23 protein-coding genes and 1 pseudogene are annotated in these 22029 nt (G+C 56.1%); 10 read left to right on the forward strand and 14 right to left on the reverse strand.

Translation table 11 applies throughout. The annotated features are described in order from the left end of the window. Positions 1 to 231: 231 nt before the first annotated feature. Positions 232 to 597 carry a hypothetical protein gene (locus tag HW561_RS00005; RefSeq protein WP_176861132.1) on the forward strand — a complete coding sequence of 122 codons (366 nt, stop codon included), beginning with the start codon at positions 232 to 234 and terminating at the stop codon, positions 595 to 597. A 519-nt stretch (positions 598 to 1116) separates the two neighbouring features. Here HW561_RS00005 and HW561_RS00010 read toward each other — a convergent pair. The 7 genes and pseudogenes from HW561_RS00010 to HW561_RS23805 all read right to left on the reverse strand — a co-directional run. Then, on the reverse strand, positions 1117 to 2094 hold the full coding sequence (locus HW561_RS00010) for an esterase-like activity of phytase family protein (RefSeq protein ID WP_176861133.1): 978 nt from the start codon (positions 2092 to 2094) through the stop codon (positions 1117 to 1119). A 78-nt stretch (positions 2095 to 2172) separates the two neighbouring features. After that, positions 2173 to 3756, reverse strand: a complete 1584-nt coding sequence (locus HW561_RS00015) for an inorganic phosphate transporter (protein WP_176861134.1) — start codon at positions 3754 to 3756, stop codon at positions 2173 to 2175. Between the two features lie 27 nt (positions 3757 to 3783). Then, the gene (locus tag HW561_RS00020; RefSeq protein ID WP_211198481.1) at positions 3784 to 4488 is read right to left on the reverse strand and encodes a polyphosphate polymerase domain-containing protein; all 705 of its coding nucleotides are present in this window, start codon (positions 4486 to 4488) and stop codon (positions 3784 to 3786) included. 97 nt (positions 4489 to 4585) lie between these two features. Then, positions 4586 to 5161, reverse strand: a complete 576-nt coding sequence (locus HW561_RS00025) for a DUF4956 domain-containing protein (RefSeq protein WP_211198482.1) — start codon at positions 5159 to 5161, stop codon at positions 4586 to 4588. Between the two features lie 163 nt (positions 5162 to 5324). Next, the gene (locus tag HW561_RS00030) at positions 5325 to 5996 is read right to left on the reverse strand and encodes a response regulator transcription factor (RefSeq protein WP_176861136.1); all 672 of its coding nucleotides are present in this window, start codon (positions 5994 to 5996) and stop codon (positions 5325 to 5327) included. 101 nt (positions 5997 to 6097) lie between these two features. Continuing rightward, the gene (locus tag HW561_RS00035; RefSeq protein ID WP_176861137.1) at positions 6098 to 7690 is read right to left on the reverse strand and encodes a sensor histidine kinase; all 1593 of its coding nucleotides are present in this window, start codon (positions 7688 to 7690) and stop codon (positions 6098 to 6100) included. Positions 7691 to 8138: 448 nt separating this feature from the next. Continuing rightward, a pseudogene (locus HW561_RS23805) lies at positions 8139 to 8327 on the reverse strand (IS6 family transposase); the annotation flags it as partial. On the opposite strand from HW561_RS23805, the gene repC reads away from it, so the two are divergent. The 4 genes from repC to HW561_RS00055 all read left to right on the forward strand — a co-directional run bounded on the left by repC (position 8244) and on the right by HW561_RS00055 (position 10365). Beyond that, positions 8244 to 8672 (forward strand): replication initiation protein RepC, encoded by a 429-nt coding sequence (repC, locus tag HW561_RS24105; protein WP_176861138.1) that lies wholly within the window; start codon positions 8244 to 8246, stop codon positions 8670 to 8672. The pseudogene HW561_RS23805 and the gene repC overlap by 84 nt on opposite strands. A gap of 171 nt (positions 8673 to 8843) precedes the next feature. Then, positions 8844 to 9485 carry a Crp/Fnr family transcriptional regulator gene (locus HW561_RS00045; RefSeq protein WP_176861139.1) on the forward strand — a complete coding sequence of 214 codons (642 nt, stop codon included), beginning with the start codon at positions 8844 to 8846 and terminating at the stop codon, positions 9483 to 9485. 65 nt (positions 9486 to 9550) lie between these two features. Further along, positions 9551 to 9748, forward strand: coding sequence for a YgaP family membrane protein (locus tag HW561_RS00050; RefSeq protein ID WP_176861140.1), 198 nt, complete (start codon positions 9551 to 9553; stop codon positions 9746 to 9748). Positions 9749 to 9753: 5 nt separating this feature from the next. Beyond that, complete coding sequence (locus HW561_RS00055) at positions 9754 to 10365, forward strand: rhodanese-like domain-containing protein (protein WP_176861141.1); 612 nt, start codon at positions 9754 to 9756, stop codon at positions 10363 to 10365. Positions 10366 to 10389: 24 nt separating this feature from the next. Here the strand turns inward: HW561_RS00055 and HW561_RS00060 are convergent, their stop codons facing one another. The 6 genes from HW561_RS00060 to HW561_RS00085 all read right to left on the reverse strand — a co-directional run bounded on the left by HW561_RS00060 (position 10390) and on the right by HW561_RS00085 (position 15358). Continuing rightward, positions 10390 to 11877 carry a TIGR01777 family oxidoreductase gene (locus HW561_RS00060; protein ID WP_176861142.1) on the reverse strand — a complete coding sequence of 496 codons (1488 nt, stop codon included), beginning with the start codon at positions 11875 to 11877 and terminating at the stop codon, positions 10390 to 10392. A gap of 8 nt (positions 11878 to 11885) precedes the next feature. Next, positions 11886 to 12527 carry a DUF4166 domain-containing protein gene (locus HW561_RS00065; RefSeq protein WP_211198485.1) on the reverse strand — a complete coding sequence of 214 codons (642 nt, stop codon included), beginning with the start codon at positions 12525 to 12527 and terminating at the stop codon, positions 11886 to 11888. Positions 12528 to 12590: 63 nt separating this feature from the next. Further along, complete coding sequence (locus HW561_RS00070; RefSeq protein ID WP_176861143.1) at positions 12591 to 13154, reverse strand: GbsR/MarR family transcriptional regulator; 564 nt, start codon at positions 13152 to 13154, stop codon at positions 12591 to 12593. A gap of 136 nt (positions 13155 to 13290) precedes the next feature. Beyond that, positions 13291 to 14091 (reverse strand): iron chelate uptake ABC transporter family permease subunit, encoded by an 801-nt coding sequence (locus HW561_RS00075; protein ID WP_176861144.1) that lies wholly within the window; start codon positions 14089 to 14091, stop codon positions 13291 to 13293. Next, on the reverse strand, positions 14091 to 14843 hold the full coding sequence (locus tag HW561_RS00080; RefSeq protein ID WP_176861145.1) for a metal ABC transporter ATP-binding protein: 753 nt from the start codon (positions 14841 to 14843) through the stop codon (positions 14091 to 14093). The genes HW561_RS00075 and HW561_RS00080 overlap by 1 nt, the downstream gene beginning before the upstream one ends. Positions 14844 to 14845: 2 nt before the next feature. Beyond that, positions 14846 to 15358, reverse strand: a complete 513-nt coding sequence (locus tag HW561_RS00085; RefSeq protein WP_235962731.1) for a Fur family transcriptional regulator — start codon at positions 15356 to 15358, stop codon at positions 14846 to 14848. 56 nt (positions 15359 to 15414) lie between these two features. Here HW561_RS00085 and HW561_RS00090 point away from each other — a divergent pair, with 56 nt between their 5' ends. Beyond that, entirely contained in the window at positions 15415 to 16443 is a 1029-nt protein-coding gene (locus tag HW561_RS00090) for a zinc ABC transporter substrate-binding protein (RefSeq protein ID WP_176861147.1), read from the forward strand. Positions 16444 to 16554: 111 nt separating this feature from the next. Here HW561_RS00090 and HW561_RS00095 read toward each other — a convergent pair whose 3' ends face one another. Next, positions 16555 to 16962: a hypothetical protein gene (locus HW561_RS00095; protein WP_176861148.1), complete on the reverse strand. Its 408-nt coding sequence runs from the start codon at positions 16960 to 16962 to the stop codon at positions 16555 to 16557. Here HW561_RS00095 and HW561_RS00100 point away from each other — a divergent pair. The 4 genes from HW561_RS00100 to HW561_RS00115 are packed head-to-tail and all read left to right on the forward strand — an operon-like array spanning position 16961 to position 22027. Continuing rightward, positions 16961 to 18211 carry a sarcosine oxidase subunit beta family protein gene (locus tag HW561_RS00100; RefSeq protein WP_176861149.1) on the forward strand — a complete coding sequence of 417 codons (1251 nt, stop codon included), beginning with the start codon at positions 16961 to 16963 and terminating at the stop codon, positions 18209 to 18211. The genes HW561_RS00095 and HW561_RS00100 overlap by 2 nt on opposite strands. Before the next feature lie 12 nt (positions 18212 to 18223). Beyond that, entirely contained in the window at positions 18224 to 18520 is a 297-nt protein-coding gene (locus HW561_RS00105; protein ID WP_176861150.1) for a sarcosine oxidase subunit delta, read from the forward strand. Then, positions 18517 to 21471 (forward strand): sarcosine oxidase subunit alpha family protein, encoded by a 2955-nt coding sequence (locus HW561_RS00110; RefSeq protein WP_176861151.1) that lies wholly within the window; start codon positions 18517 to 18519, stop codon positions 21469 to 21471. The genes HW561_RS00105 and HW561_RS00110 overlap by 4 nt, the downstream gene beginning before the upstream one ends. Beyond that, a complete protein-coding gene (locus tag HW561_RS00115; protein WP_176861152.1) occupies positions 21464 to 22027 on the forward strand; it encodes a sarcosine oxidase subunit gamma in 564 nt (187 codons plus the stop codon). The genes HW561_RS00110 and HW561_RS00115 overlap by 8 nt, the downstream gene beginning before the upstream one ends. The last annotated feature ends 2 nt before the right edge of the window (positions 22028 to 22029 follow it).

The raw sequence follows: 22029 nt of genomic DNA on the forward strand, positions 1-22029 counted from the left end.
CTGGATCAATTGCTTAACGTCTTCACCTCGTCAGGCTCATAACCTGAAGGTCACAGGTTCAAAGCCTACTCCCACAATCAATAAAACTAACCAGATAGATATCGCGCATTTAGACTCACATCACGTGAGGCGCTCTGCGTTGTGCTGGAAGCGTTGCATCTGACCCCTTAGATAGCAACTTACCTCAAGAACGCCCTGATTTTATGATGCATCCAAGAGGACACGAGCATCATGAACGCACACACCCGAAACGAGCTTTCGAGCGACAAGAAGATAGGAGATGTCTTCTACGCCTTTGGATATTCCATCCCTGTTTCGAAAACCGGAAAGAAGCTCTGGCCCGCGCTCTTTAAGAGGGCCATCGTCTACAAGTTGATGACCAATGAATTGACGGCCAACCAAGTCGCCACCGGTTGTAAGATCCCCCTTCCAATGGTTTACGATTGGAAAAGCGCAAATGCACACCACGTCTTAAAGCAGATCGAAGTAGACCAAGAACCAGCATTCGCGGAAATCCAAATTCAAGAAACGCCCCTGTCTAGCGACCAAACTGGTGGCGAGCTACGGCTACGCGCTTATCGCCTTCGTGGTCGATGATCTCGACGCTGAAAAAAGGAGTTTCGAGGAAGCCGGGTTACGGCATCGAGTAAAGGTTTTGCACCCCCAACAGGCTTGTTGGGCTGATCCGCGTCCCCTCCCAACGTGGGAGCGATTGTGGGTCGGCGCGATAACCTTGAACCAATTCATCAAGGTCTTCCTTTGTGACCTTTCCCAACACTGGCCTAATTCTCTCAAAGTATCGTTTGGATCGAGAACGCTAGAATAACTCAAACGCTCGATGACCGTACCCCAAGTGCGCCAACGTGTCGGGATCCCACCCATTTTTTCGGACTGCTCTCGCTTCGTTCGCGGACTCTTCGAGATTTTCGTCCATGGCTTGTCGCCGCGATGATCAACGGCAGCTTGCCACTCGTTCTTGAAAAAGTGGGTCGCGTATGTCTTTGGGGAATTGGACAACCAGTGGGATCGTTCCAGAGTTCGATGTAATTAGTCACCTACGCGCCTCGGAGTTTTAGAGATCTGTCTACCCGGGGTTTATGCTGATCCGGATATCTTTCAATCGTCCCACAGTTCTACCAGTCCAAATACAGTGCGGTGCATGCCGTCTATCTTGTCGTCGCTCACGATGACGAGCATTCCGTTACCGATATCGGCGACGCCTTCGAATTTCGCGTCCGGCACTCCGGGAATCGGCACAGCGGCCCAGCGCGTTGGACATAGATCAGCATCGCAACCGACCGGATCCAACAATCTGAGAATGGGTGTTAGAACTGCCTTGTCCTTGGATTTCAGGTTTTCCAAGATGACGATGCGACCATCAGGTAGTACTTCAAGACCTTTGATGCTGGTCGATCCAACTTCAGAAACATCAAAGGAAAACAGCTTGCCGGCGGCACCATAAATCGTATGCGTTTGTCGCGGCTCTGTGCGCAGCGGCTCTTCGGGGGCGGTCAGCATTCCGAAGACCGGATGCTGTGCGAAAGATTCAAGCCCGTCCTTGGCGCTGCGTTGAAGTTCCGGATCGCGCAGTGCCGAGGGGACACTGATATAAGATATCAACTGCCCATCCAGGGTGAACTGCGCAATCGATGGGCCGCTTTCGCTGACCACAATTATGCTGGCATCCCCGGTTATCCCATTGTCTGCGTTATGCATCGCAAGTCCCTCGGTATTGAAGTCGATGCGGCGCATCTGGGTGCCATCTGCATCCCTCAACTTGACGGCCGAGACCGGTTCGATCGCGTCGAACTTTCCATCTGCAACCGAGAGCGAAAATGAAAACAGTCTGGTCCTGTCAGAGACGATGCGTAGCAAATGGTCATCATGGTCATAAGACGCCCCCGAGGCTTCCGAGAACTTGATGTCGTCGATGCGGATGCCACTCAGGATTTGATGATCCAGAAGGGTTGCGTTCAGACCCGCAGACTGCGTCGACGTCACTTCTGCGTGCAAGACAGTTGTGCCAGAGCTGAGAGACAGCGCCAGCGCGTAAACAAATGAAGGAAGAAAACGTCTGGATGGTGAAATGGTCATTCGTAGTGTCCTGTGACTTAAGGTCCGATTGAGATTGTGCACACCCCGACAAAGGATTTGCCGGGGTGGTACCTTGGCTTAGGGGAGCATGATCCCGCGCAGGGTGAAGTAGACGACTGCGGAAATGGCTGCTGTTGCAGGAACCGTGATGATCCAGGCCGCAAAGATTTTCAGCACCAGCGAGCGATCGACAAGATCGCGCTTGTGCAGGCGCGTGATTGTCTTGCGATCGAGCTTGGTCACATCGCTTTGACCCATGCGCGTCTTCAGCTTCAGCTCCTTCAGCATCGCGCTGCGCTCGATGAACGGCGTGGCGTGGAACCGCTTCAGGAACGTATCCACACTATCGGTATCGCCGTTGGGGTGGGCTTCGTGGATTTCGTGCAGGATACCTTCGTACCGTGCCTTGATCCGCTCGCGCAGGAAACCCACCCCCAGGACCGCGCCTACGGTTACGTGAGTGGTGCTGACAGGCAGGCCGAGCTGACTGGCGAGAATGACCGTCAGCGTGGCCGCCATGGCAATGCAGTAGGCGCGGATGGCGTCGAGATGTGTCAGTTCGGATCCGATAGTGCGGATCACGCGGGGTCCGAAAGCCAGAAGGCCAATGGCCAGACCAATAGCGCCGATGGCCAGCAGCCAGAACGGGATACCCGCCTTGGCACTCACATCACCACTGGACAAGGCATCAACGATGCCCGCAAGCGGCCCGATAGCGTTTGCAACGTCATTGGACCCATGGGCGAAACTGAGCGCAGCGGCGGCAAGAATGAGCGGCACGGCCAGCAATCGGTTCACACTGGTCTTAGTGTTTTCAAGAGCTTTTGCCTGACGGGTTACTATGACCTGCATCACGAACCACGCAACCACAGCCAGGGCAAAGCTCAAGGCTGCAATGGTCATCAGATCGACCGAAACGATCTTTTTCAGACCCTTGACCAGCAGGAATGTAGTAAAGCTCATGGTCATTGCGGCCACCAGCAGGGGAATGGCCCGTTTCGCGGCACTCAGAATGTCGCTCTGATAAGTGATCGCCCGCTTCACAACATAGAGGCAGATTGCGGCCAGAACGGCGCCAAGCATTGGCGACACTACCCAGCTTGCCACGATATTGGTAACGACCGCCCAGTTGACGACCGAAAACCCGGCGGCGGCAACACCCGCCCCTAAAACGCCACCGACGATGGAATGCGTTGTAGAGACTGGCGCACCAACCATGGTTGCGAGATTCAGCCAGGTCGCCGCAGCCAGCAAGGCGGCCATCATGACCCAAACATAAACCATCTGATCCGAAATCAGCGAGGGATCGACAATGCCAGCGCGCACGGTTCCCACGACATTGCCGCCAGCGACAATGGCGCCAAGTGCTTCGAACGCGGCCGCCATGACAAGCGCGGCGCCCAATGTCATGACCTTGGCCCCAACGGTGGGACCGACATTGTTGGCAACGTCATTTGCCCCAATATTCAGGGCCATATAGGCCCCGAACCCAGCGGTGATGGCGAAAAGAATACCAAACTCACCACCGCGAAAATATGCATACCCTACGGCGGCGGCGATAAAAGCCAGGCAGAGTATGATCCGCTGGATTGGTTTGGACATCGCGACCGATGGTTCTGGGTTCGCGGTTGTGAGTGGGGTGTTCAGAGCTGAATCAGACATTGTATGTTCCTCCCATTATTTTTGGGTTTAAGCGCCCTGCGCACCGGCGAGACGGAGCCTTCTCAGTGCCGGCAGAAATTTGTTTTGACGTTCAACTGCACCGGTCGAAGCCATGCCGATGCAATATTTTGAGCAGCGCTTTGTTGGATGTAGATGCAGCCCGCGCAGGATTTTGTCGGCAATTCCGTTGCCGCGCGCGGATTTTGTCTCGATGATGAACATGTCGGGCTGCACCGCACGAGAGGTTCCGTTGGCCTCAAAATGCAAGTTGGTGTCGATGGTCATGCGTTCGCCACCTTCCCTGGCGACCAGGGTGATGCGCTCGTATTGCATTGCGATCACCGGATGCAGTGATTTGCCAAAGCTCTCCGAGTAAATGTCGCGGTAGTTTTCCTCGATGAATTCCACCGCCTGTTCGTTCAGAGGGTTGGCATGATCTTTGACCTTCAGCCGCTTTTTTACGGTGACCTTGCGCTTGTCTTTCAGCTTCACTTCCAGATAGCTGAAGCCAGCATCAACATATTCCCGGACCCGAACTTTACAGCGTTTGCGGCGTCCCTGATGATGGTCGTAATAACCGCGCAGCTCGTCATCGTCGTAGTATTTGGTTGCATAGGTGAAGGCGCGCTTTCCTTCGATTTCGAGAACATCAAAATGTTCGGAAAACTTCTCAAGGGCGGGTCTGAACGCATCCGCGGGCAGGATATATTTGTTGTCCAACCGTTCGAGCATTGCCGCCTTGCTGTTCAGTTCATCAAGACTGATCGTTTCGAAACTGGCGAGCGTTTTTGCTATGTTGGTATTCATGTCAATGTCCTTGATTGAGGGCTCAGGTTTTGCGGAAGAACACGTTGATGCGCGCCATGTCGTTGATGTAATCGAGCGCCGTGATTTGATAGGACATCACGTCAACGCCCAGACGCTTGGACAGGTCTGTACGCATGGCTTCGGGATCCGACAGGGCGTGCGAGTCAATCTTATCCAGCGTGATCTTGACGCCATCGGCGGATTGTAGAATGCGCGGATGATCCAGCGCCCAGGCACCCAGCAGGACCAAGGTGACAATCACACCGACAAATGCCAGTTCGGTACCTTGAATCGAGCAAATGACTGCGATCGCGATGGAACCGAAGAAATACGTGATTTCGACTTTTGAAATCTGTTCCGACCGCAGTGTGAACAGTGCTAGGATAGCGAACAGTCCGAACCCCGCCGCCAGGCTGAATTCAACCGATGACAGGACGGTCAAAACCCCGAAAGCGAAGACATTGAACAGCGACGCGGCGGTCACCAGTTCCTTGTCTCGGTAGCGGCGGTAATACAATCCGAAGACCAGCACCATCATTGCGATGATGTTAATCAGAAAGCGAATGGGGGTTTCCGGGGCGAGAATTTGTTCGAGCATTTTTTTGATCCTTGGTGTGGGCACCTTATGGATCAAGTTTTGCTCAGATCGATTGAACTCGTCCTGACTGGCGAGTTACGCGCGTATTACATCTTCATGAATGGTTGGTGACAATGACACTTGTCTTTACTGGCCCGACAAAAACCGACTGCGCCTACCTGTCTCAGCCGAAACGGTACCCGGCCCCGCGTACCGTTGCGATCAGATGGTCATAGGGTACCAGCTTCTTGCGCAGACGCCCGACATAGACGTCGACTACATTTGTCATCGGGTCTTCCTGCATGTTCCACACGGCATTCAGGATTCGCTCGCGGCTCAGAACCCGGCGCTCGTTGGACAGAAACAATGAGATCAGCTCACGCTCTTTCGATGACAGTTCAATCTCATTTCCGTCAACGGTCAGCATCATAGCGGTCCGATCGAAATGGAGCCCGCTATGCGACAGTTCTTTCTCGGCATCGTGGCCAGAGTATTTTTCAACCCGGCGATACAGTGCTTCAATACGAGCCAGTAATTCTTCAAAGTCGAAAGGCTTCGGTAGGTAATCGTCGGCTCCGGTCTTCAGGCCGGCAATCCGCTCGTCAGTTGCATCGAGCGCAGTCAGCATCAGAACTGGTGTGTGGTTTTTGCGGGCACGCATCTTCTGACAGACATCAAGACCCGAAATACCCGGCAGCATGAGGTCAAGAACGACGACATCAAAATCGCGACCCTTGAGGAGTTCCAAACCAGTTTCGCCATCGAAAGTGTGTTCCACGGACCAGCCTTCTGATTTCAACCCTCTGCGTATGAAATCCGCAACCTTCGCCTCGTCTTCTATCAAAAGAATGTTCACTATTTCCGCCATCGTTGATCAGCGGTGAGCATACCATTGAGCGCTGCCGCTTTTATGGGAAGGTTTGGGTGCCCGGAGATGAGGGCGATCGGATACCCATCCTAGTTAACTGTTTTCCGCCTTACGGGCAAACCGCCTTCAACAGTGGAAAGGTGCGTACCCTTGGGCAATTTAATCAGTGAGATCAAACCACCGCCCTCACGATCAAGCAAGGTGGCTTTGCCGCCATGTGCTTCGACGATGGCCCGCACGATCGGTAGGCCCAGCCCGGTGCCCGAACCATCCGAGTCCGCCGCATTCGATCCGCGAAAAAACCTGTCAAAGGCACGCTTTTTCTCTGCATCGTCCATACCCGGACCGCGATCTTCCACAGCGATGGAATATCCGGCGGGCGATTGATCAACCCGCACCGACAATTCCTCACCTCCGTAACGCCTTGCATTCTGCATCAGCGCAAAGACCGCCTGGCGGATACGATGTGGGTCGACGCGCAGGATTGCGTTGTCGACATCTATCTTGATGGACACCGAAGCGTCAAAAAGAGACGCCGTATCAGATACGAGGTCGCCAAGATTGGTTTCCTCCATCTCCAGCTTGACCATTCCGGCTTCCTGCCGAGAAACAAACAGCAGATCGTCGACAAGGCGATTGGTGTGCTTCGCGGTATCGCGCGCGCGCCGCAAGGCCTGCTGATATTCTTCGGCCGGTTTCTCGTCTCCTCGCAGGGTGACGTCGCATTCGCCCTGAATGATCGTCAGGGGGGTGCGCAATTCATGACTGACATCGGCCAGCAACTGACGCCGGGCGGCCTCTGAACTCTGTGCTTCGTCCAACAACCGCTCCAGTTCCCGGGTTCTGTTCGCCACAGCTGCTTCAAGGGCCGCATTATGATTTCTAAGCTCCTGCGTACGACTTTCGACTTTGATCGCCATGTCATCCAGGACTTGCCCGATCTCCGAAATCTCAGTTTTTCCCTTAAGATTTATCAGGTTGGCGAAATTTCCGTGCGAAAACTCCCGAACCCCTTGTATCAGATGGGCCAAAGGCTTGGCGATACTTCGACGATATGATGCAATAGACAAAATGGTCACGATGACGGACAAAATCGCGAACAGAAACGCTATTCTTTCAATCAAAACAATATGCGCTTCGGTATCCGCGCGCGTTTCCTCGACCTCCTCCAATTCCTCGTCCAGCGCTTCGCCAATCATCACTCGGAAATCACGGTCGATATCATGATCCAAAAGTGATGAGAGCGCTGACCAGTTGCGGCTGAAACCGTCGGGTACATCGCCCTGAATGGCGTTTTCGAATTTTTGTATGACATCCTCTATTCGCCGCTCAATACGTGACAGCAATTCAAGTTCTTCAAACTCCTCATCGCCTACCAGTTCGATCTCTTCTGCGATGACACCTCGGATTGTTGAGATGTTTGCGCGAATACGGATAATAAGTTCCGCTTCTCCCGCGCCACGATCACGGTCGCCGATCAACATCGCATCGCCATATTGCTTGAACAATTGATAGATGTTCGAACTGAGCTGAAGATGCGCTTCATAAGACCGGTTTGCGAGTGCGGTTCGGGTGCTAAAAAATTTTGTTCGCTCGGCTGACCAATAAGCCAATCCAGTTCCACCAAGCGCAAGCAGCAACATGAGCATAGCGAACGTATTAATGATACTTGTGACTCTCATCTGCGCTTCCCGTACAATCTTGCAATCGATAGTGTTGCAGGCCCTTGGTCTTCCGACAAAGCGCAGCCCTTTATGGGCAGAAAACAGCTGTTAGATCTCATTGAACGTTGGTCAGGCGATCTCGGGACCATCCAGTTCCTATCCTTCGTGCACACTAGCTAGCGCAATCTTATCGAAGATAACCGCTGTAACCCAACCTGGACCTGTCATCGGCATGAAGAAATACTGAACTGAAAATGAATATATGATGACAAGTCAGGGCCAATCATAACCTCTCAACAGACTTTGCCGCGCAAATCGATCGAGGGATTAATCTTGTTAATACAGTATGATAACTGGGAAGCATGAACAGTTGAACGCCTGTGAAATACAAGACGACGAACTGGTCGCCCGATATCGCCAACTTGTTTTGCGAAGGCTGAATTGCGTTTCGACATTCAAGTTTCAAACGGCAGCCGAACCGATTTACCCACGTTCGCACAGTTTCACGGCTGACAATGATGCCCCGCACCGCCAGAAGATCTTCAACATCGATCGTGCTCGGAGCAAATCGATGATTGGCCCACACCGCGTATGCAATGATTGCACAAGGAAAGCGGAAGCCTTTTGGGCGAGGCAGGTGAGAAGACTGGATCATAATGGGGCGCTACAACGGCGAGCCACGGCAACAAGTTGGCAATGCCGATTGCAGCCATGTAGGCAGCACCCGAGATCCCGCGTATCGACAAAGAGGAACTGCGCTGCGGCTGGCTATGTGCGTGGTATGATGGGGATCAGCTTCTCGGCATGGGACGAAACGCAAGAGCTGATGGGGGCTGAAACTGCGGCTGTGACAGTAGCCTGTATTCTGCAAAGGTCTGGTAAAATCAAAAGTCCCGACGGATATCTGGCGGCGCTGGCGGGTAAAGTGGCGCTGGGGGAATTCTCGCCCGGGCCGATGGTGATGGCCGTGCTCAATGGCTCGGGCCGGGTGGCGGCATGAGGTGCATGGCGTCAGAAGGCTGGTCATGCCGGATGTCGTCGCGAAGCAAATGGTCTAGGTCGGCAGCTGTCAACCGGACAAGAAACAGGGCGGGTTTGTCACAGGCTGCGCAGGTTTTTGCTTTGGCATTTTGCAGCTAAATGACCGCAGGAACCTAACGGAGATACCACCGTGACCCTGCAGAACTGGACCGACGCCATTCTGGACCGACTGGAAACTGTGGGAACACGCGTTGAAATCGCAGATGGTGCCACACTATTTGCCCCGGGCGCGTATGGTGAGGTGTTTCTGATCCTCCGTGCGGGGATCGTTCGGGTCGAACAGACCAGCCCATCAGGTCGAACGGTGGTTCTGTACCGGGTGGGGCCGAATGACAGCTGCGTTATGACCACATCCTGCATGTTGTCGAACATTCCCTATTCGGGGTTTGGCTATGCCGAAGGACGGGTGACCGCACTGGCAATCGGGCGTGACCGCTTTAACGACCTGCTGGCCACGGACGCTGAATTCAGGGCAGCGGTCTTCACGGCTTTTTCGCAGCGCATTGTGGAATTGTCCGAGGTCATCGACGATCTGTTGCTGAACCGGATGGATCAGAAGCTGGCTCAATGGCTTGTAGACCAAAGCTGGCAAGGGCCGGACATCCACACCACGCACCAACGTATTGCAACCGAACTTGGCAGCGCCCGAGAGGTCATGTCCCGTATCCTCAAGGATTTCGAACGACGGGGGTGGGTGGGGCTGAAACGAGGTGTCATTCATGTGCGGAATCTCCCCGCCTTACGGCGCCATGCCAGATTAGACGCTGTGTGATCCGGTCACATAAACGGGGGCCAAAATCTGCGAATCTCGGGTCACTTCATCAAGGAGATTCGAACATGCAATTCACGTCCAATGTCGGTTCAGCCGACCGTATTCTGCGTCTGATTCTAGGGGGTGTGCTTATCCTGCTCGCCTTGACCGGGACCATCGGTGTCTGGGGCTGGTTGGGCGCGGTGTTCGTCGTGACTGCGTTTATCAAGTTCTGCCCGATCTATGCGATGCTGGGCCTGTGCACCAACAAAAAGGCCGGGTAATGAGGATGCCGACACTGCCATCCCGTCGGGCTGTTTTGAAACTGGGCACGGCCAGTGTGCTGATCGGTTCGGCCTCATTGGTGTCGGCTGCCAGTGGTATCGAAACGACGATTGATCCTGCGGGGCTCAGCGACAGGCAGCGCACGCCTCTGGGCCTATATCTGGCACCTGGTGAGGCGCACGCGGCTTTGCGCGGTGATCCCGAGATTCTGTTTGTCGACGTACGCGACCCGATCGAGATTTCATTTGTCGGACACCCCGCAGGTCTTGATAAGATCATACCGCTGGGTATTGTGACGCACCAGATTGATCCCAATAGCGGCCAATATCGCATGGCGAACAACCCAAATGTTGTGGCGGAATTCGACGACTTGCTGGCGTCCAAGGGTAAATCCAGAGATGCCGCGATTTTCGTGACATGCCGGTCCGGTGCGCGGTCGGCCGTGGCGACGCGGATGCTCAGCGCTGCAGGATACAGCAACGTCTGGAATCTGATTGAGGGGTTCGAAGGCGACAAGGATGCAAACGGCGTCAGGGCGCTGAATGGTTGGCGCAACGCCGGGTTGCCATGGGGGTATCACCTTGAGCCCGGCGTTGCGTGGATGCGACCTGAATGATCGAACGCCTGCAACAAGCGTGGCCTAAGCCCGCCGTTCTTGCGCCTTTCTTTCAGAGGTGCAGGATCGCGCACCGGTGATTACGCGCAGGGCTGGAGCCAACTTTGGATGGGCAAACACAAACCCGCGACGCTGCAACAGGGTCGGTAGAACGCACTGCCCGCCAAGCATCGTTTCGCGCCCCATGTCGCCCAGCAGTCTCGCAAGCAGACGTTCAGGAAACCGCAAGAAAGCTGGCCGATTCAATGCCTGTGCCAGAGCCTGCGTGAAATCGACATTACGAACAGGTTCCGGCGCCGTTGCGTTGACAGGCCCTGTGATGTCGTGACGCGCAAGCGTAAATGCGATGATCCGTACCAAGTCATCACGCTCAATCCAGGGCATCCATTGCTGTCCATTTCCCAGTATCCCGCCGCCACAGAATTCAAACGGCGTGAGCAGGCGGGCCAACATTCCGCCTTCAGCACTCAGAACAAGACCGATGCGAAGGATCACCACCCGCACACCCTGTTCCGCGATCTTGTTTGCGGACTGTTCCCAAGCCTCACAAATCTGGTGAACGAAGGCGGGGCAGGGAGTTGATGCCTCTGTCAATTTTTCATCCTGACGCAAACCATACCAGCCAACCGCCGACCCGTTGATCAGACAAGCTGGTTTGTGATCAAGCCTTTGGACCAATGCATCCAGCGCCTTGGTAGTCTCAACGCGTGACTCGATGATGCGGGCCCGTTTTTGGGCAGTCCATAGGCCGTTTGCGACGGGTTCGCCTGCAAGGTTGACGATGGCGTCAAACCGGTCGGCGCTGTGGATCTGACGCAGGCTGGTGATGATCCGCACCGGGTGGGTCAACGTATCGGCCTTGCGCGGGTCACGTGTGATTACGGTGACATAGTGGCCGCCTGCGACCAGCGCCTGAACCAGCCGCTGTCCGATGAACCCGGTGCCGCCAGTGACCAGAATACGTTGCCGTGGTTCGAGCTGCGCGACAAGGGTCGCGGGATTGCCGGTTGTTAACCGCTCACTTCGGTTTGCCGCCAACAGATCACGCGCACTGAAAAGCCCCACGCCAACTGCCGAGAGGGTGGCCATGACGCTCCACCAACCATAACTGACAGGTACGAGCGCGGTTGGCAGAGCCGACCAGACCCACAGATATGGGACTGCAAGGGCCAGTATCGCGCCGTAGTTCAAAGCCAGAAGGGTGTGATTGATCCGCTCGCTGCCAGGCAGGGTGCGGGTCATGTCCTCTTCGACAAAATCCCAAAGGGTGATGAGGACCTCAAGCCCAAGGATCGCGGTTAATGCAATCGTGAATGCGCCATGGGGTTCGAGCCATGCAAAGCACAGAAAGATCACGGTGTAGAAAAAGTTGCGGATGCTGTGCAGGCGCAGTTCCGTTTTCTGTGACGGGCGCCAAGCAAGGCGTTCAGTACCTTCATGATGCACCAGCGTATCGAAGGCGCCCATGAAAACCTGAATTGAAATCAAAATCCAAAGAAGCGGGTTGTCCATAGCAGATCCTACCTATCGAAAAACAGCGCATCTTGCCGGATCAATTCCCCGAACAGACGGCTATGCAGGGTTAATGAGAAAAGAAATCGCGCATCTCCGAGATCCTTGTGCGCGATCGTCAGGGTACCTGGGCGCAGCCATGACGGCAGCCGGAGCTTTCGGTGACACACCTGAACAAAGTAGTGGTCGCTGTGAAAACAGATGCCGGAGTGATCTGTGCTGACGCGCAAGGTGATTCCGATTCCGGCTCCGATGTATTCCTCGATCCCGGTTGGCCCGGTGAACCGTTTTGAACTGTGAATGACCTGAGGAAACCTCCCCGAACGCCCATATTGCCGGACCCAGAATTGCCCACATCCAGCGCGGTCTTCGGTTACGGTTACCACTGCGGGTTGACCGAGGCAGGATGTGTCGTAAGGCAAGGGTCCCCCGACCAGCCGGGCCAGCTGTGCCACGAGGCGACCCGCCACATTCATGCGCATCGCAACCACCTTGCCTTGATATACTACGCTGGCTCCGTCGGCCAGACAGTGACCAAATCGGTGTTGTACCCGGTGGGGTAGGGCGGCCCATGCTGTCTGGCCAACAAGGTCCCGGAACCGGTTGTCGATCTCCATCGAGGAATGAGGTGGAAAATCCATTTGTGTCATTTGACATCTCTTGCTGGAAGTACGGATATTTCTGTATGAAGAGAAATTTGCATTCAAAATTTTTTACATGTCAGTTTTTTTGGTGCCGATCTTGAGTAAAGAGAGAACTTTATCCCCCATTTTCATTAGTTTAGAGAGCTTTGATTTCGGTACGGTCAGCATTTGCCCGGACCAGTGGTCAGCTGTTTTCAGAAAGTCCTGCATGTCCTGCATGCGGCTGAGAACAACGGGATGCAGGTCGGTCTCGGACGCGGCTTGGGATACGCAGATATCAATGGCGCGCATGGCCGGATCAATCTCGCGTTCCTTCCGGCCTTTTGCGATCAGCAACGCCATCTCCCAAACGTCGGTCTCGGCCACAAAATGTTCCCGCCTGTCGCCGGGCACCGGTACCCTGTGGATCAGCCGCCATCCGACCAGCTCTTTTAGCGAGTTCGACACGTTTGACCGGGCAATACCCAGTTCATCGGAGATTTTTTCGGCGTTCAAGGGGGCTTCGCTGAGGTATAAGAGCGCGTGAACCTGCGCAACCGAGCGGTTTACGCCCCATTGACTGCCCATATCGCCCCAATAAAGAATGAATTTGGACTTGGCGGAAGATTCGGATAGGTCTGATGTTTCTGTCATAACAGAAATTATAGATACAGCGGCGCCAGAGTCAAGCAACTGGTGCGCCGGGCCCGGCCTGTTGAAGTTTGGCTCGCCGGATCAGCCCATCACACTAATACGGATATCAAGGCTCAAAGACGCGCAATTGCTGGGGTCATTGAGCCCGGCGCTGGCTTTGCCAGCCCAGAAGGCTGAAGCACGCAAACAAGAGTGCAGCCACGCAGACGATAGATGGACCAGCGGGGGTATCGAAAATATAGGCTGCACGCAGGCCCGCTACGGCCGAGACCGCACCGATCACTGCGGCGATCACTGCCATTGATTCAGGCGATCGTGCCAAGCTGCGGGCGGCCGCTGCGGGTATGATCAACATGGCAGCGATCAACAACACTCCGACGACTTTGATCGCAACGGCCACAGTTACCGCCAGAGACAGGGTCAGAACAAGTTGCTCGCGCCGTGGATTGAAGCCGCTGGCGTAGGCCAGTTCTTCATTCAGTGTTGCGGTCAGAAGCTGCGACCATCGCCAAGCGATCAGTGCAACGACAAGCGCTGCGCCACCCCAGATTACCGCCAAATCAGCGTGTGATACGGCCAGAATATCGCCAAACAGATAGGCCATCAAATCGATGCGCACGCCAGATAGAAAAGACACTGCGACAAGCCCGAACGCCAATGCGGAATGCGCCAGTACACCCAAAAGTGTGTCCATCGCATACCCTCGACCAGCCAACAGCGTCACCGTCAAGGCCATGATGAGCGATACCGCCATTGCGCCCGCAAAAATCGACATCTGGAACGTCAGTGACAACGCTACGCCGAGGATTGCGGCATGCGCCGTAGCATCGCCGAAATAGGCCATTCTACGCCACACGACAAAACACCCAAGCGGGGCGGCTGCAATAGCCACACCAATACCAGCGAGCGTCGCTCGCGTCATGAAATCATCTAGCATTATTCTGCGGCTTCCTGAGAGTCTGCGCCATGATCGTGGCTGTGATCATGATTGTGGTCATGGTCATGGCGATAAAGTGCCAGCGCGCCACCAGTGCCGGTCCCAAACAGGGCGCGGTATTCTGGGGCTGACGCAACAACGGCGGGCGAGCCTTCACAACAAACGTGGCCGTTGAGGCAAATCACCCGATCCGAGGCGCTCATGACCACATGCAGTTCGTGGCTGATCATCAAAATCGCGCATCCGGTGTCCCGTCGCACGGTTTCGATCTGTTGGTAGAATGCCGCAGAACCGGGCTGATCAAGCCCCTGTGTCGCTTCGTCCAGCAGCAGGATGTCGGGCCGATTGATCAGGGCGCCGGCCAAAAGCACGCGCTGGAACTGCCCACCCGAGAGTTGGGACATCTGCCGTTTCAGTAGATCGGGCACCCCCGCCGTTTCAAGCGCATTGGCGCAGTCCTGCCGTGTGACATGATTGGTGAGGCGCATGAAGCGTTCTACTGTAATGGGCAAGGTCGGGTCGATGTGCAGCTTTTGGGGCACATACCCAATTTTCAAACCGGGCTGCAGTGTAATCCGGCCTGCGAGTGGGGATGTCGCACCGATGATGGCCCGCAACAAGCTTGTTTTGCCCGACCCATTGGGCCCGACGATTGTTACGATCTCACCTGGCTCGATCGACAGATTGACATGGCGCAGAACGGTGTTTGCACCATAGCGCAAGCTGAGGTCTTTAACTGTAATCAGAGCCATATCTATGCCTTTGCAGTGCAGGCGGGGCAGATGCCCTCTGCCTCTACAACCGTGCGCTCAATCTCGAATCCTGCCGCACGCGCAGCGGCGCCAAGCGCGCTTTTGGCGGGTGCAGAGTGTGCTTCGGCCACGGTGTCACAAAGTCGGCAGATCATGAAGGCAGGCGAATGTGCCGCGCCGGGATGTGCACATGCGACAAATGCGTTCAGTCGCTCGATCTTGTGCACGAATCCATTATCAACCAAAAAATCGAGGGCGCGGTAGGCCACCGGCGGCTGTGATCCGAAGCCTTCCTCGCGCAGGCGATCCAGGATTGCATAGGCCCCAAGCGCCCGATGCTCTTGCAGCAGAAGGTCCAGCACTTTTCGCCGTACTGGCGTCAGGCGCAACCCGTCTTTCGTGCATCGCGCTTCGGCCGTGGCCAAAGCGGTTTCGACGCAATGCTCATGGTCATGCTTCTGAAACCCAACAAGAGCCGTGTCTTCGGCAGGTATGGGGCGTATCTCACTTGTCATGTTATTCCATATCATATATGCGGTTCGTAACGTTATAAAATCACATTGAGGTTCTGATGTCCAGAAAGCTTCCTCCCCTTTCGATTGCTGCCACACTGTTGAGCGGGGCAGCCCATGCAGAGGTTCCAAAGGTGGCCGTTGATATCGCACCGGTGCATTCTTTGGTGGCAATAGTGATGGAGGGTGTCGGCACGCCGAGCCTGATTGTGCCGCCGGGTGCCTCACCTCATGAATACAACTTGCGTCCTTCACAAGCCGCCGCATTGCAAGAGGCAGATCTGGTGTTTTGGTTGGGCGAAGACCTGACGCCTTGGATGGAGGGCGCAATGGACACGTTGACCGATGACGCAACGGTCACGAGTTTGTTGGAAGCAGATGGCACGATATTGCTGGAATTCCGGGAAGGTGCGTTGTTCGAAGCGCATGCGCATGAGGACGAGCATGAACAAGGTCATGAAGGCGAACATGATCATGAAGACGAACACGAGCATGACGATCATTCCAAAGAGGATGGGCACGAAGATCACGCAGATGGGGATGACCACGATCATGACGCGCATGATCATGAAGGGCATGACCCCCATGCTTGGCTTTCGCCAGACAATGCCAAAACATGGCTGGATATTTTTGCCGCTCAGCTTTCGACAGTTGATCCCGACAATGCCGAGACGTATTTGGCGAACGCCGCTGCTGGGCGCACCGAAATGGACGCGCATACAGCCGAGGTGGCCGAGATGCTTGATCCGGTACGTGGCAGCAAGTTCGTTGTGTTTCACGACGCTTATCAGTACTTTGAAACCGCTTTCGATTTCCCGGCGTCGGGCGCGATTTCGCTCGGCGATGCGTCTGATCCCAGCCCGGCACGTATAGCAGAAATTCAGGGGCGAATTCGTGAAGAAGGAGTCGAGTGCGTCTTGACTGAACCGCAGTTCAACCCGGGCCTTGTTGACACTGTGCTGAGCGGGGTCGATGCCAAAACGGGGGTGATCGATCCGATTGGCTCTGATCTGGAACCGGGCCCGGATCTCTATCCGCAAATCATCAAGGGTATGGCCAGCACACTTTCTGAATGCCTTGAGCATTGAGCGGTTAAACAATCCTTGCGGGCATTCTCAGCAGGTGAACAGTCTGTAGATGTCCGCGATTATTGACGTGCCCGCCAGTTTGGTTGCAAAACATTCCTTGGTGTTGATTAATCATTCTGATCGCATCGGTGAGTAGCGGCCGGATTTCAATTTTCGCCGCGTTTCGTCGCTCTGGTAAAGCCCTTTGTTGAGAACATCGTTTCGGGCGTGGCGCAGTGTTGCGCTGCGCCTTTTTTTGGTCCTGGTGTTTGCGGGATCAAGGCTTGATGGGCCGGCAGCCGTCGCATCTTTGGAAGGTATGCTCTGGCTCTGACTTACCGCCGGATCAATCTGAATAAATGCTTGCGTGAAATAGAGTTTGTTCAAGCCGTGCGCCTCTTTGACGGTACGCGTTTGTATGCCCAGACAGCTATTGCCGCTAAATCTGTCGGTTCTGAACCGCATTATGTCTGAAACAACGGCTGCAATTCCCCGGTGGTAATGCGCAAATTCAAGATTGCAACGAACAGGAGCCTTCATGCGATATTCAGCTCTGAAACTCATCAAGGAAGCGGTGACGGGGCACAAGGGCTGGACCCCGCAATGGCGCGACCCCGAACCAGCACAGGCCTATGACTATGTCATCGTTGGCGGTGGCGGCCATGGATTGGCCACGGCCTATTACCTTGCTAAAGAGTTCGGAGCAGCCCGTATCGCGGTTCTGGAAAAGGGCTGGATCGGTGGCGGCAATGTTGGACGAAACACAACGATCATCCGCTCGAACTATTTGCTGGACGGGAATGAGCCGTTCTACGAGTTCTCGCTGAAGCTTTGGGAAAATCTGGAACAGGATTTCAACTATAACGCAATGGTCAGCCAGCGCGGTATTCTGAACCTTATCCATTCGGACGCGCAGCGAGACGCGGCGCGGCGGCGCGGCAATGCGATGATCCTGAATGGCTCGGACGCCGAGCTACTGGATACCGAAGGCGTTCGTGCCATGTATCCGTTCCTGAATTTCAACGATGCGCGCTTTCCGATCAAAGGCGGGTTGTTGCACCGCCGGGGTGGCACTGTCCGCCACGATGCAGTGGCCTGGGGCTATGCGCGTGGGGCGGATATGCGCGGTGTGGATATCATTCAGAATTGCGAAGTCACCGGGTTCCGGATCGAAAACGGCAAAGTTCTCGGGGTCGAGACCTCGCGCGGCTTTATCGGGGCCAAGAAGGTCGGCGTGTCGGTCGCGGGCAGTTCCAGCCGTGTGATGGAAAAGGCCGGTATGCGCCTGCCAATCGAAACTCACGTGCTACAGGCTTTTGTTTCGGAAGGGCTGAAGCCTTTCATCCCCGGTGTCATCACCTATGGCGCGGGGCATTTCTATTGCAGTCAGTCCGACAAGGGCGGGCTGGTGTTCGGTGGCGATCTGGACATGTATAACTCTTACGCGCAACGCGGTAATCTGCCGGTGGTCGAGGATGTGATCGAGGGCGGTATCTCACTGATCCCGGCGCTGGGTCGCGCGCGGCTGCTGCGTAGCTGGGGCGGTATCATGGATATGTCCATGGATGGCTCGCCCTTCATCGACAAGACGCATATCGATGGCCTCTATTTCAACGGCGGCTGGTGCTACGGCGGGTTCAAGGCGACACCTGCCTCGGGCTATTGCTTTGCCCATCTGCTGAAAACCGACCGTCCACATGACACCGCCACCGCCTATCGGCTGGATCGGTTCATGACCGGGCACATGATCGACGAAAAAGGGCAGGGCGCCCAACCGAACCTGCATTAAGGGGCACATCAGATGATTATCAACCATCCCTTGTTGGGCCCGCGCGACGCGCAGGAGTTCACTTATCTGGGCGACGCCACGCTGATCAATCGACCGGATTGGCAGTCGGACAACGCGGCGCAGGCGTTTCATGACTATCTTTACCTGCGCGACAACCCGGCAGGTGAGCATCGCGAATTGTGGTTTCACGAACAGGGCGATCGGTCCTGGCTGGTGGTCACGCGCAACACGGTGACCCACGAGATTCTGAGTGTTGAAATGGCCCGTGACGTGGCCAAAGCGGCTGCGGCGGAAAGGTCTGCGCAATGACCCGGAACAATCGTTTGAAGGGCGGCTTGATCAATCGTGACACCAGCCTGAATTTCACTTTCGACGGTAATAGCTACAGCGGGTTCGAAGGTGACACTCTCGCCTCGGCGCTGCTGGCCAACGGCGTCCGGTTGATGGGCCGTTCGTTCAAATACCACCGTCCACGCGGGCCGTTGACGGCAGGCAGCGAAGAACCCAACGCGCTGGTCGAACTGCGCTCGGGCGGTCGGCAGGAACCCAATACCCGCGCGACAGTGGCTGAGCTGTATGATGGGTTGGATGCCAAGTCGCAGAACCGCTGGCCGTCGCTGGAACGGGATGTGATGGCGATCAACGACCGGTTCTCGAACTTTCTGACAGCAGGGTTCTATTACAAGACCTTCATGTGGCCGAAAGCCTTCTGGGAAAAACTGTACGAGCCGATCATCCGCAAGGCCGCCGGTCTGGGCAGCCTGACTGGTGAGGATGATCCGGACCTCTATGACAAGGGCTTTCTGCATTGCGATCTGCTGGTCATCGGTGCCGGTCCTGCGGGGCTTGCAGCGGCGCTGACCGCCGGGCGCGCGGGTGCTCAGGTCATTTTGGCTGACGAAGACTTCCACTTGGGTGGGCGCTTGATCGCCGAGACAGGCGCGTTGACCGATATCTCGGGCGCGGATTGGGTCACGCAGGCGCAGGCAGAGTTGGCCAGTATGGACAACGTGCGTCTGATGCCGCGCACCACCGTGTTCGGCGCGTATGACCACGGCATCTACGGTGCGGTTGAGCGAAACGCGGACCATCTGGCAGTTCCGACTGAAGGCAAGCCGCGTCAGACCGTGTGGCGAATCTATTCCAAGCGGGCGCTGGTTGCGACGGGGGCTATCGAGCGTCCTATTGCGTTCGAGAATAATGACCGTCCGGGGATCATGCTGGCCGGTGCCGTGCGGGCCTATGCCAACCGTTGGGCGGCAACGCCCGCGCAATCGGTTGTGGTTTTTGCCAACAATGACGATGCGCACCAGACTGCACGGGATCTGATGGCACAAGGGATCAAGGTGCCTGCCATCGTCGACACGCGCGCCGACGCGCCGGATGTTGAAGGCACCGAAGTTCTGAAAGGAGCCGAGATTATCAACACATCCGGCCGTCTTGGCCTGACCTCGGTTCAGGTGCAACTTGCCGAAGGCTACACGCGCGATCTGTATTGCGAGGCGCTGGCCATGTCGGGCGGCTGGAACCCGAACCTGGGCCTGACCTGCCACCAGCGGGGGCGTCCGATCTGGAACGCGGATATTCACGCCTTTGTACCCGGTGACGGCCTGCCGGTTGGACAGATCGTAGCCGGTGCTGCAAACGGTGAGATGACTACGGACGCGGCCCTGAAAAGTGGTGCTGCCGCAGCGGTTTCTGCGCTGGATGATCTGGGGATCCCCGCAACGCAAGCGGAGCTGCCCACAGCAAAGGACGCACCCGTCTCGCTGTCGCCGTTCTGGCACGTGAAAGGCGCCAAGCGCGCCTGGCTGGACTACCAGAACGACGTGACCGTCAAGGACGTCAAACTGGCGCATCAAGAGAACTTTATATCGGTCGAACACCTGAAACGCTATACCACGCTGGGCATGGCGACCGATCAAGGCAAAACCTCGAACATTGGTGCGCTGGCGGTGATGGCTGAGTTGACCGGTAAGTCGATCCCTGAGACCGGTTCAACCATTTTCCGCCCACCTTACACACCTGTGTCGATGGGCGCGCTTGCAGGCCGGGCCGTGGGTAGGGATTTCCATCCGACCCGCCTGACCCCCAGCCACAAATGGGCCGAGGAGCAGGATGCGGTTTTTGTCGAGGTCGGCAACTGGATGCGCGCCCAATGGTTCCCGCGCAAGGGTGAGATACATTGGCGTCAGTCTGTGGACCGTGAGGTTTTGCAAACCCGCAGCTCGGTTGGCGTTTGTGACGTGACGACGCTGGGCAAGATCGACGTGCAGGGCGCGAATGCAGCCGCGTTTCTCAACAAGATCTATGCCAACGGCTTTGCCAAGCTGCCCGTCGGCAAGGTGCGCTATGGCCTGATGTTACGCGAGGATGGGGTTGCCTACGACGATGGCACTGCCGCGCGTTTGGCTGAGGATCATTTCGTTGTGACCACCACCACCGCCAATGCGGTTCTGGTCTATCGCAACATGGAATTCGTGCGGCAATGTTTGTGCCCTGAAATGGATGTGCAACTGATCTCGACCACCGAGGCTTGGGCGCAATACGCCGTGGCCGGTCCGAACAGCCGCAAGCTGCTGCAAAAGATCGTCGATCCCGAATTTGACCTCTCGAATGAGGTGTTTCCGTTCATGGCTTGCGGTGAGATCACTGTTTGCGGTGGGTTGCGGGCGCGGCTGTTCCGCATCTCGTTCTCGGGTGAGCTGGCTTATGAAATCGCCGTGCCCACACGGTATGGCGATGCGCTGATGCGAAAGCTGATGGAGGCGGGCGAAGAGTTCGATGCTGTCCCTTACGGCACCGAGGCGCTGGGCGTCATGCGGATCGAAAAGGGCCATGCGGCGGGTAATGAGCTGAACGGGACAACCTCGGCGCTGAACCTGGGCCTTGGCCGTATGGTCAGCACCAAGAAGGACTGTATCGGCAATGTGCTCAGCCGTCGTGAGGGGATGAATACCCCTGATGCGCTGGCGCTGGTCGGGCTGAAACCGGTTGATGCCAAAGATGCTGTTCCTGCTGGTGGGCATCTGATGAACAAGGACGGGCCGATCGATGCGGCCCATGATCAGGGCTATGTGACTTCGGCGGCTTATTCGCCGATCCTGAACAGCTCGATTGGTCTGGGCTTTGTCAAAGGCGGATTTGACCGCAAGGGTGAGCACTTGCGACTGGTTAACCCGCTGGAAGGTCAGGAAGTTCTGGTCGAAATTGTCAGTGCTCATTTCGTAGACCCGGAAGGGGAGAAGCTTCGTGCATAAACTGAAACCCATCACCCCGCTGGGCGGCGCCACACGGCGTCAGGACACCATAGGAGCGGTCACGATCACCGAAGTTGTGGATCAGGCACTGGCCTCGGTCGCGGCGCGCAACGGTCAGGCAAAGGCGGTACAGCGGGCGCTGACAGATCAGATCGGTTTAACACTGCCGGATGTGGGCAAAGCTGCGGATGCTGCACCCTTTGCCACGTTTTGGATGGGCACCGAGCAATGGATGGTCACCGCCCCGTATGACAGCCACGAATTGCTGGCGGCCGAGCTGAAACAGATCGTCGGTGACAGCGCCTCGGTGGTCGAGCAGACAGATGGCTGGTGTCGGTTCGACGTGGCCGGAGCAGCCGTGTGCGATCTGTTCGAACGCATGAGCAATGCGCCGGTGCGTTCCATGGCCACCGGCGAAGCGATCCGGACCACGGCGGAACATCTGGGTGTGTTCTTATGGCGTCTGGCGGATGACCGGATCGCCATATTGGGCCCCCGGTCCTCGGCAGGGTCGCTGCATCACGGGCTTTTGGCGGCCGCGAAATCGGTCGCCTGATC

This window comes from Ruegeria haliotis (genome assembly GCF_013377785.1).
In the GTDB taxonomy this organism is placed as follows: domain Bacteria; phylum Pseudomonadota; class Alphaproteobacteria; order Rhodobacterales; family Rhodobacteraceae; genus Ruegeria; species Ruegeria haliotis.

Excerpts from the sequence above, each read along its gene's own strand:
- HW561_RS00100 (WP_176861149.1), top strand. The coding sequence starts at position 16,961 with ATGCGATATTCAGCTCTGAAACTCATCAAGGAAGCGGTGACGGGGCAC.
- HW561_RS00005 (WP_176861132.1), top strand. The coding sequence starts at position 232 with ATGAACGCACACACCCGAAACGAGCTTTCGAGCGACAAGAAGATAGGA.
- repC (WP_176861138.1), top strand. The coding sequence starts at position 8,244 with ATGATTGGCCCACACCGCGTATGCAATGATTGCACAAGGAAAGCGGAA.
- HW561_RS00080 (WP_176861145.1), bottom strand. The coding sequence starts at position 14,843 with ATGGCTCTGATTACAGTTAAAGACCTCAGCTTGCGCTATGGTGCAAAC.
- HW561_RS00025 (WP_211198482.1), bottom strand. The coding sequence starts at position 5,161 with ATGCTCGAACAAATTCTCGCCCCGGAAACCCCCATTCGCTTTCTGATT.
- HW561_RS00055 (WP_176861141.1), top strand. The coding sequence starts at position 9,754 with ATGCCGACACTGCCATCCCGTCGGGCTGTTTTGAAACTGGGCACGGCC.
- HW561_RS00110 (WP_176861151.1), top strand. The coding sequence starts at position 18,517 with ATGACCCGGAACAATCGTTTGAAGGGCGGCTTGATCAATCGTGACACC.
- HW561_RS00105 (WP_176861150.1), top strand. The coding sequence starts at position 18,224 with ATGATTATCAACCATCCCTTGTTGGGCCCGCGCGACGCGCAGGAGTTC.
- HW561_RS00035 (WP_176861137.1), bottom strand. The coding sequence starts at position 7,690 with ATGAGAGTCACAAGTATCATTAATACGTTCGCTATGCTCATGTTGCTG.
- HW561_RS00020 (WP_211198481.1), bottom strand. The coding sequence starts at position 4,488 with ATGCTCGAACGGTTGGACAACAAATATATCCTGCCCGCGGATGCGTTC.
- HW561_RS00060 (WP_176861142.1), bottom strand. The coding sequence starts at position 11,877 with ATGGACAACCCGCTTCTTTGGATTTTGATTTCAATTCAGGTTTTCATG.
- HW561_RS00015 (WP_176861134.1), bottom strand. The coding sequence starts at position 3,756 with ATGTCTGATTCAGCTCTGAACACCCCACTCACAACCGCGAACCCAGAA.
- HW561_RS00065 (WP_211198485.1), bottom strand. The coding sequence starts at position 12,527 with ATGACACAAATGGATTTTCCACCTCATTCCTCGATGGAGATCGACAAC.
- HW561_RS00070 (WP_176861143.1), bottom strand. The coding sequence starts at position 13,154 with ATGACAGAAACATCAGACCTATCCGAATCTTCCGCCAAGTCCAAATTC.
- HW561_RS00050 (WP_176861140.1), top strand. The coding sequence starts at position 9,551 with ATGCAATTCACGTCCAATGTCGGTTCAGCCGACCGTATTCTGCGTCTG.
- HW561_RS00010 (WP_176861133.1), bottom strand. The coding sequence starts at position 2,094 with ATGACCATTTCACCATCCAGACGTTTTCTTCCTTCATTTGTTTACGCG.
- HW561_RS00075 (WP_176861144.1), bottom strand. The coding sequence starts at position 14,091 with ATGCTAGATGATTTCATGACGCGAGCGACGCTCGCTGGTATTGGTGTG.
- HW561_RS00090 (WP_176861147.1), top strand. The coding sequence starts at position 15,415 with ATGTCCAGAAAGCTTCCTCCCCTTTCGATTGCTGCCACACTGTTGAGC.
- HW561_RS00095 (WP_176861148.1), bottom strand. The coding sequence starts at position 16,962 with ATGAAGGCTCCTGTTCGTTGCAATCTTGAATTTGCGCATTACCACCGG.
- HW561_RS00085 (WP_235962731.1), bottom strand. The coding sequence starts at position 15,358 with ATGACAAGTGAGATACGCCCCATACCTGCCGAAGACACGGCTCTTGTT.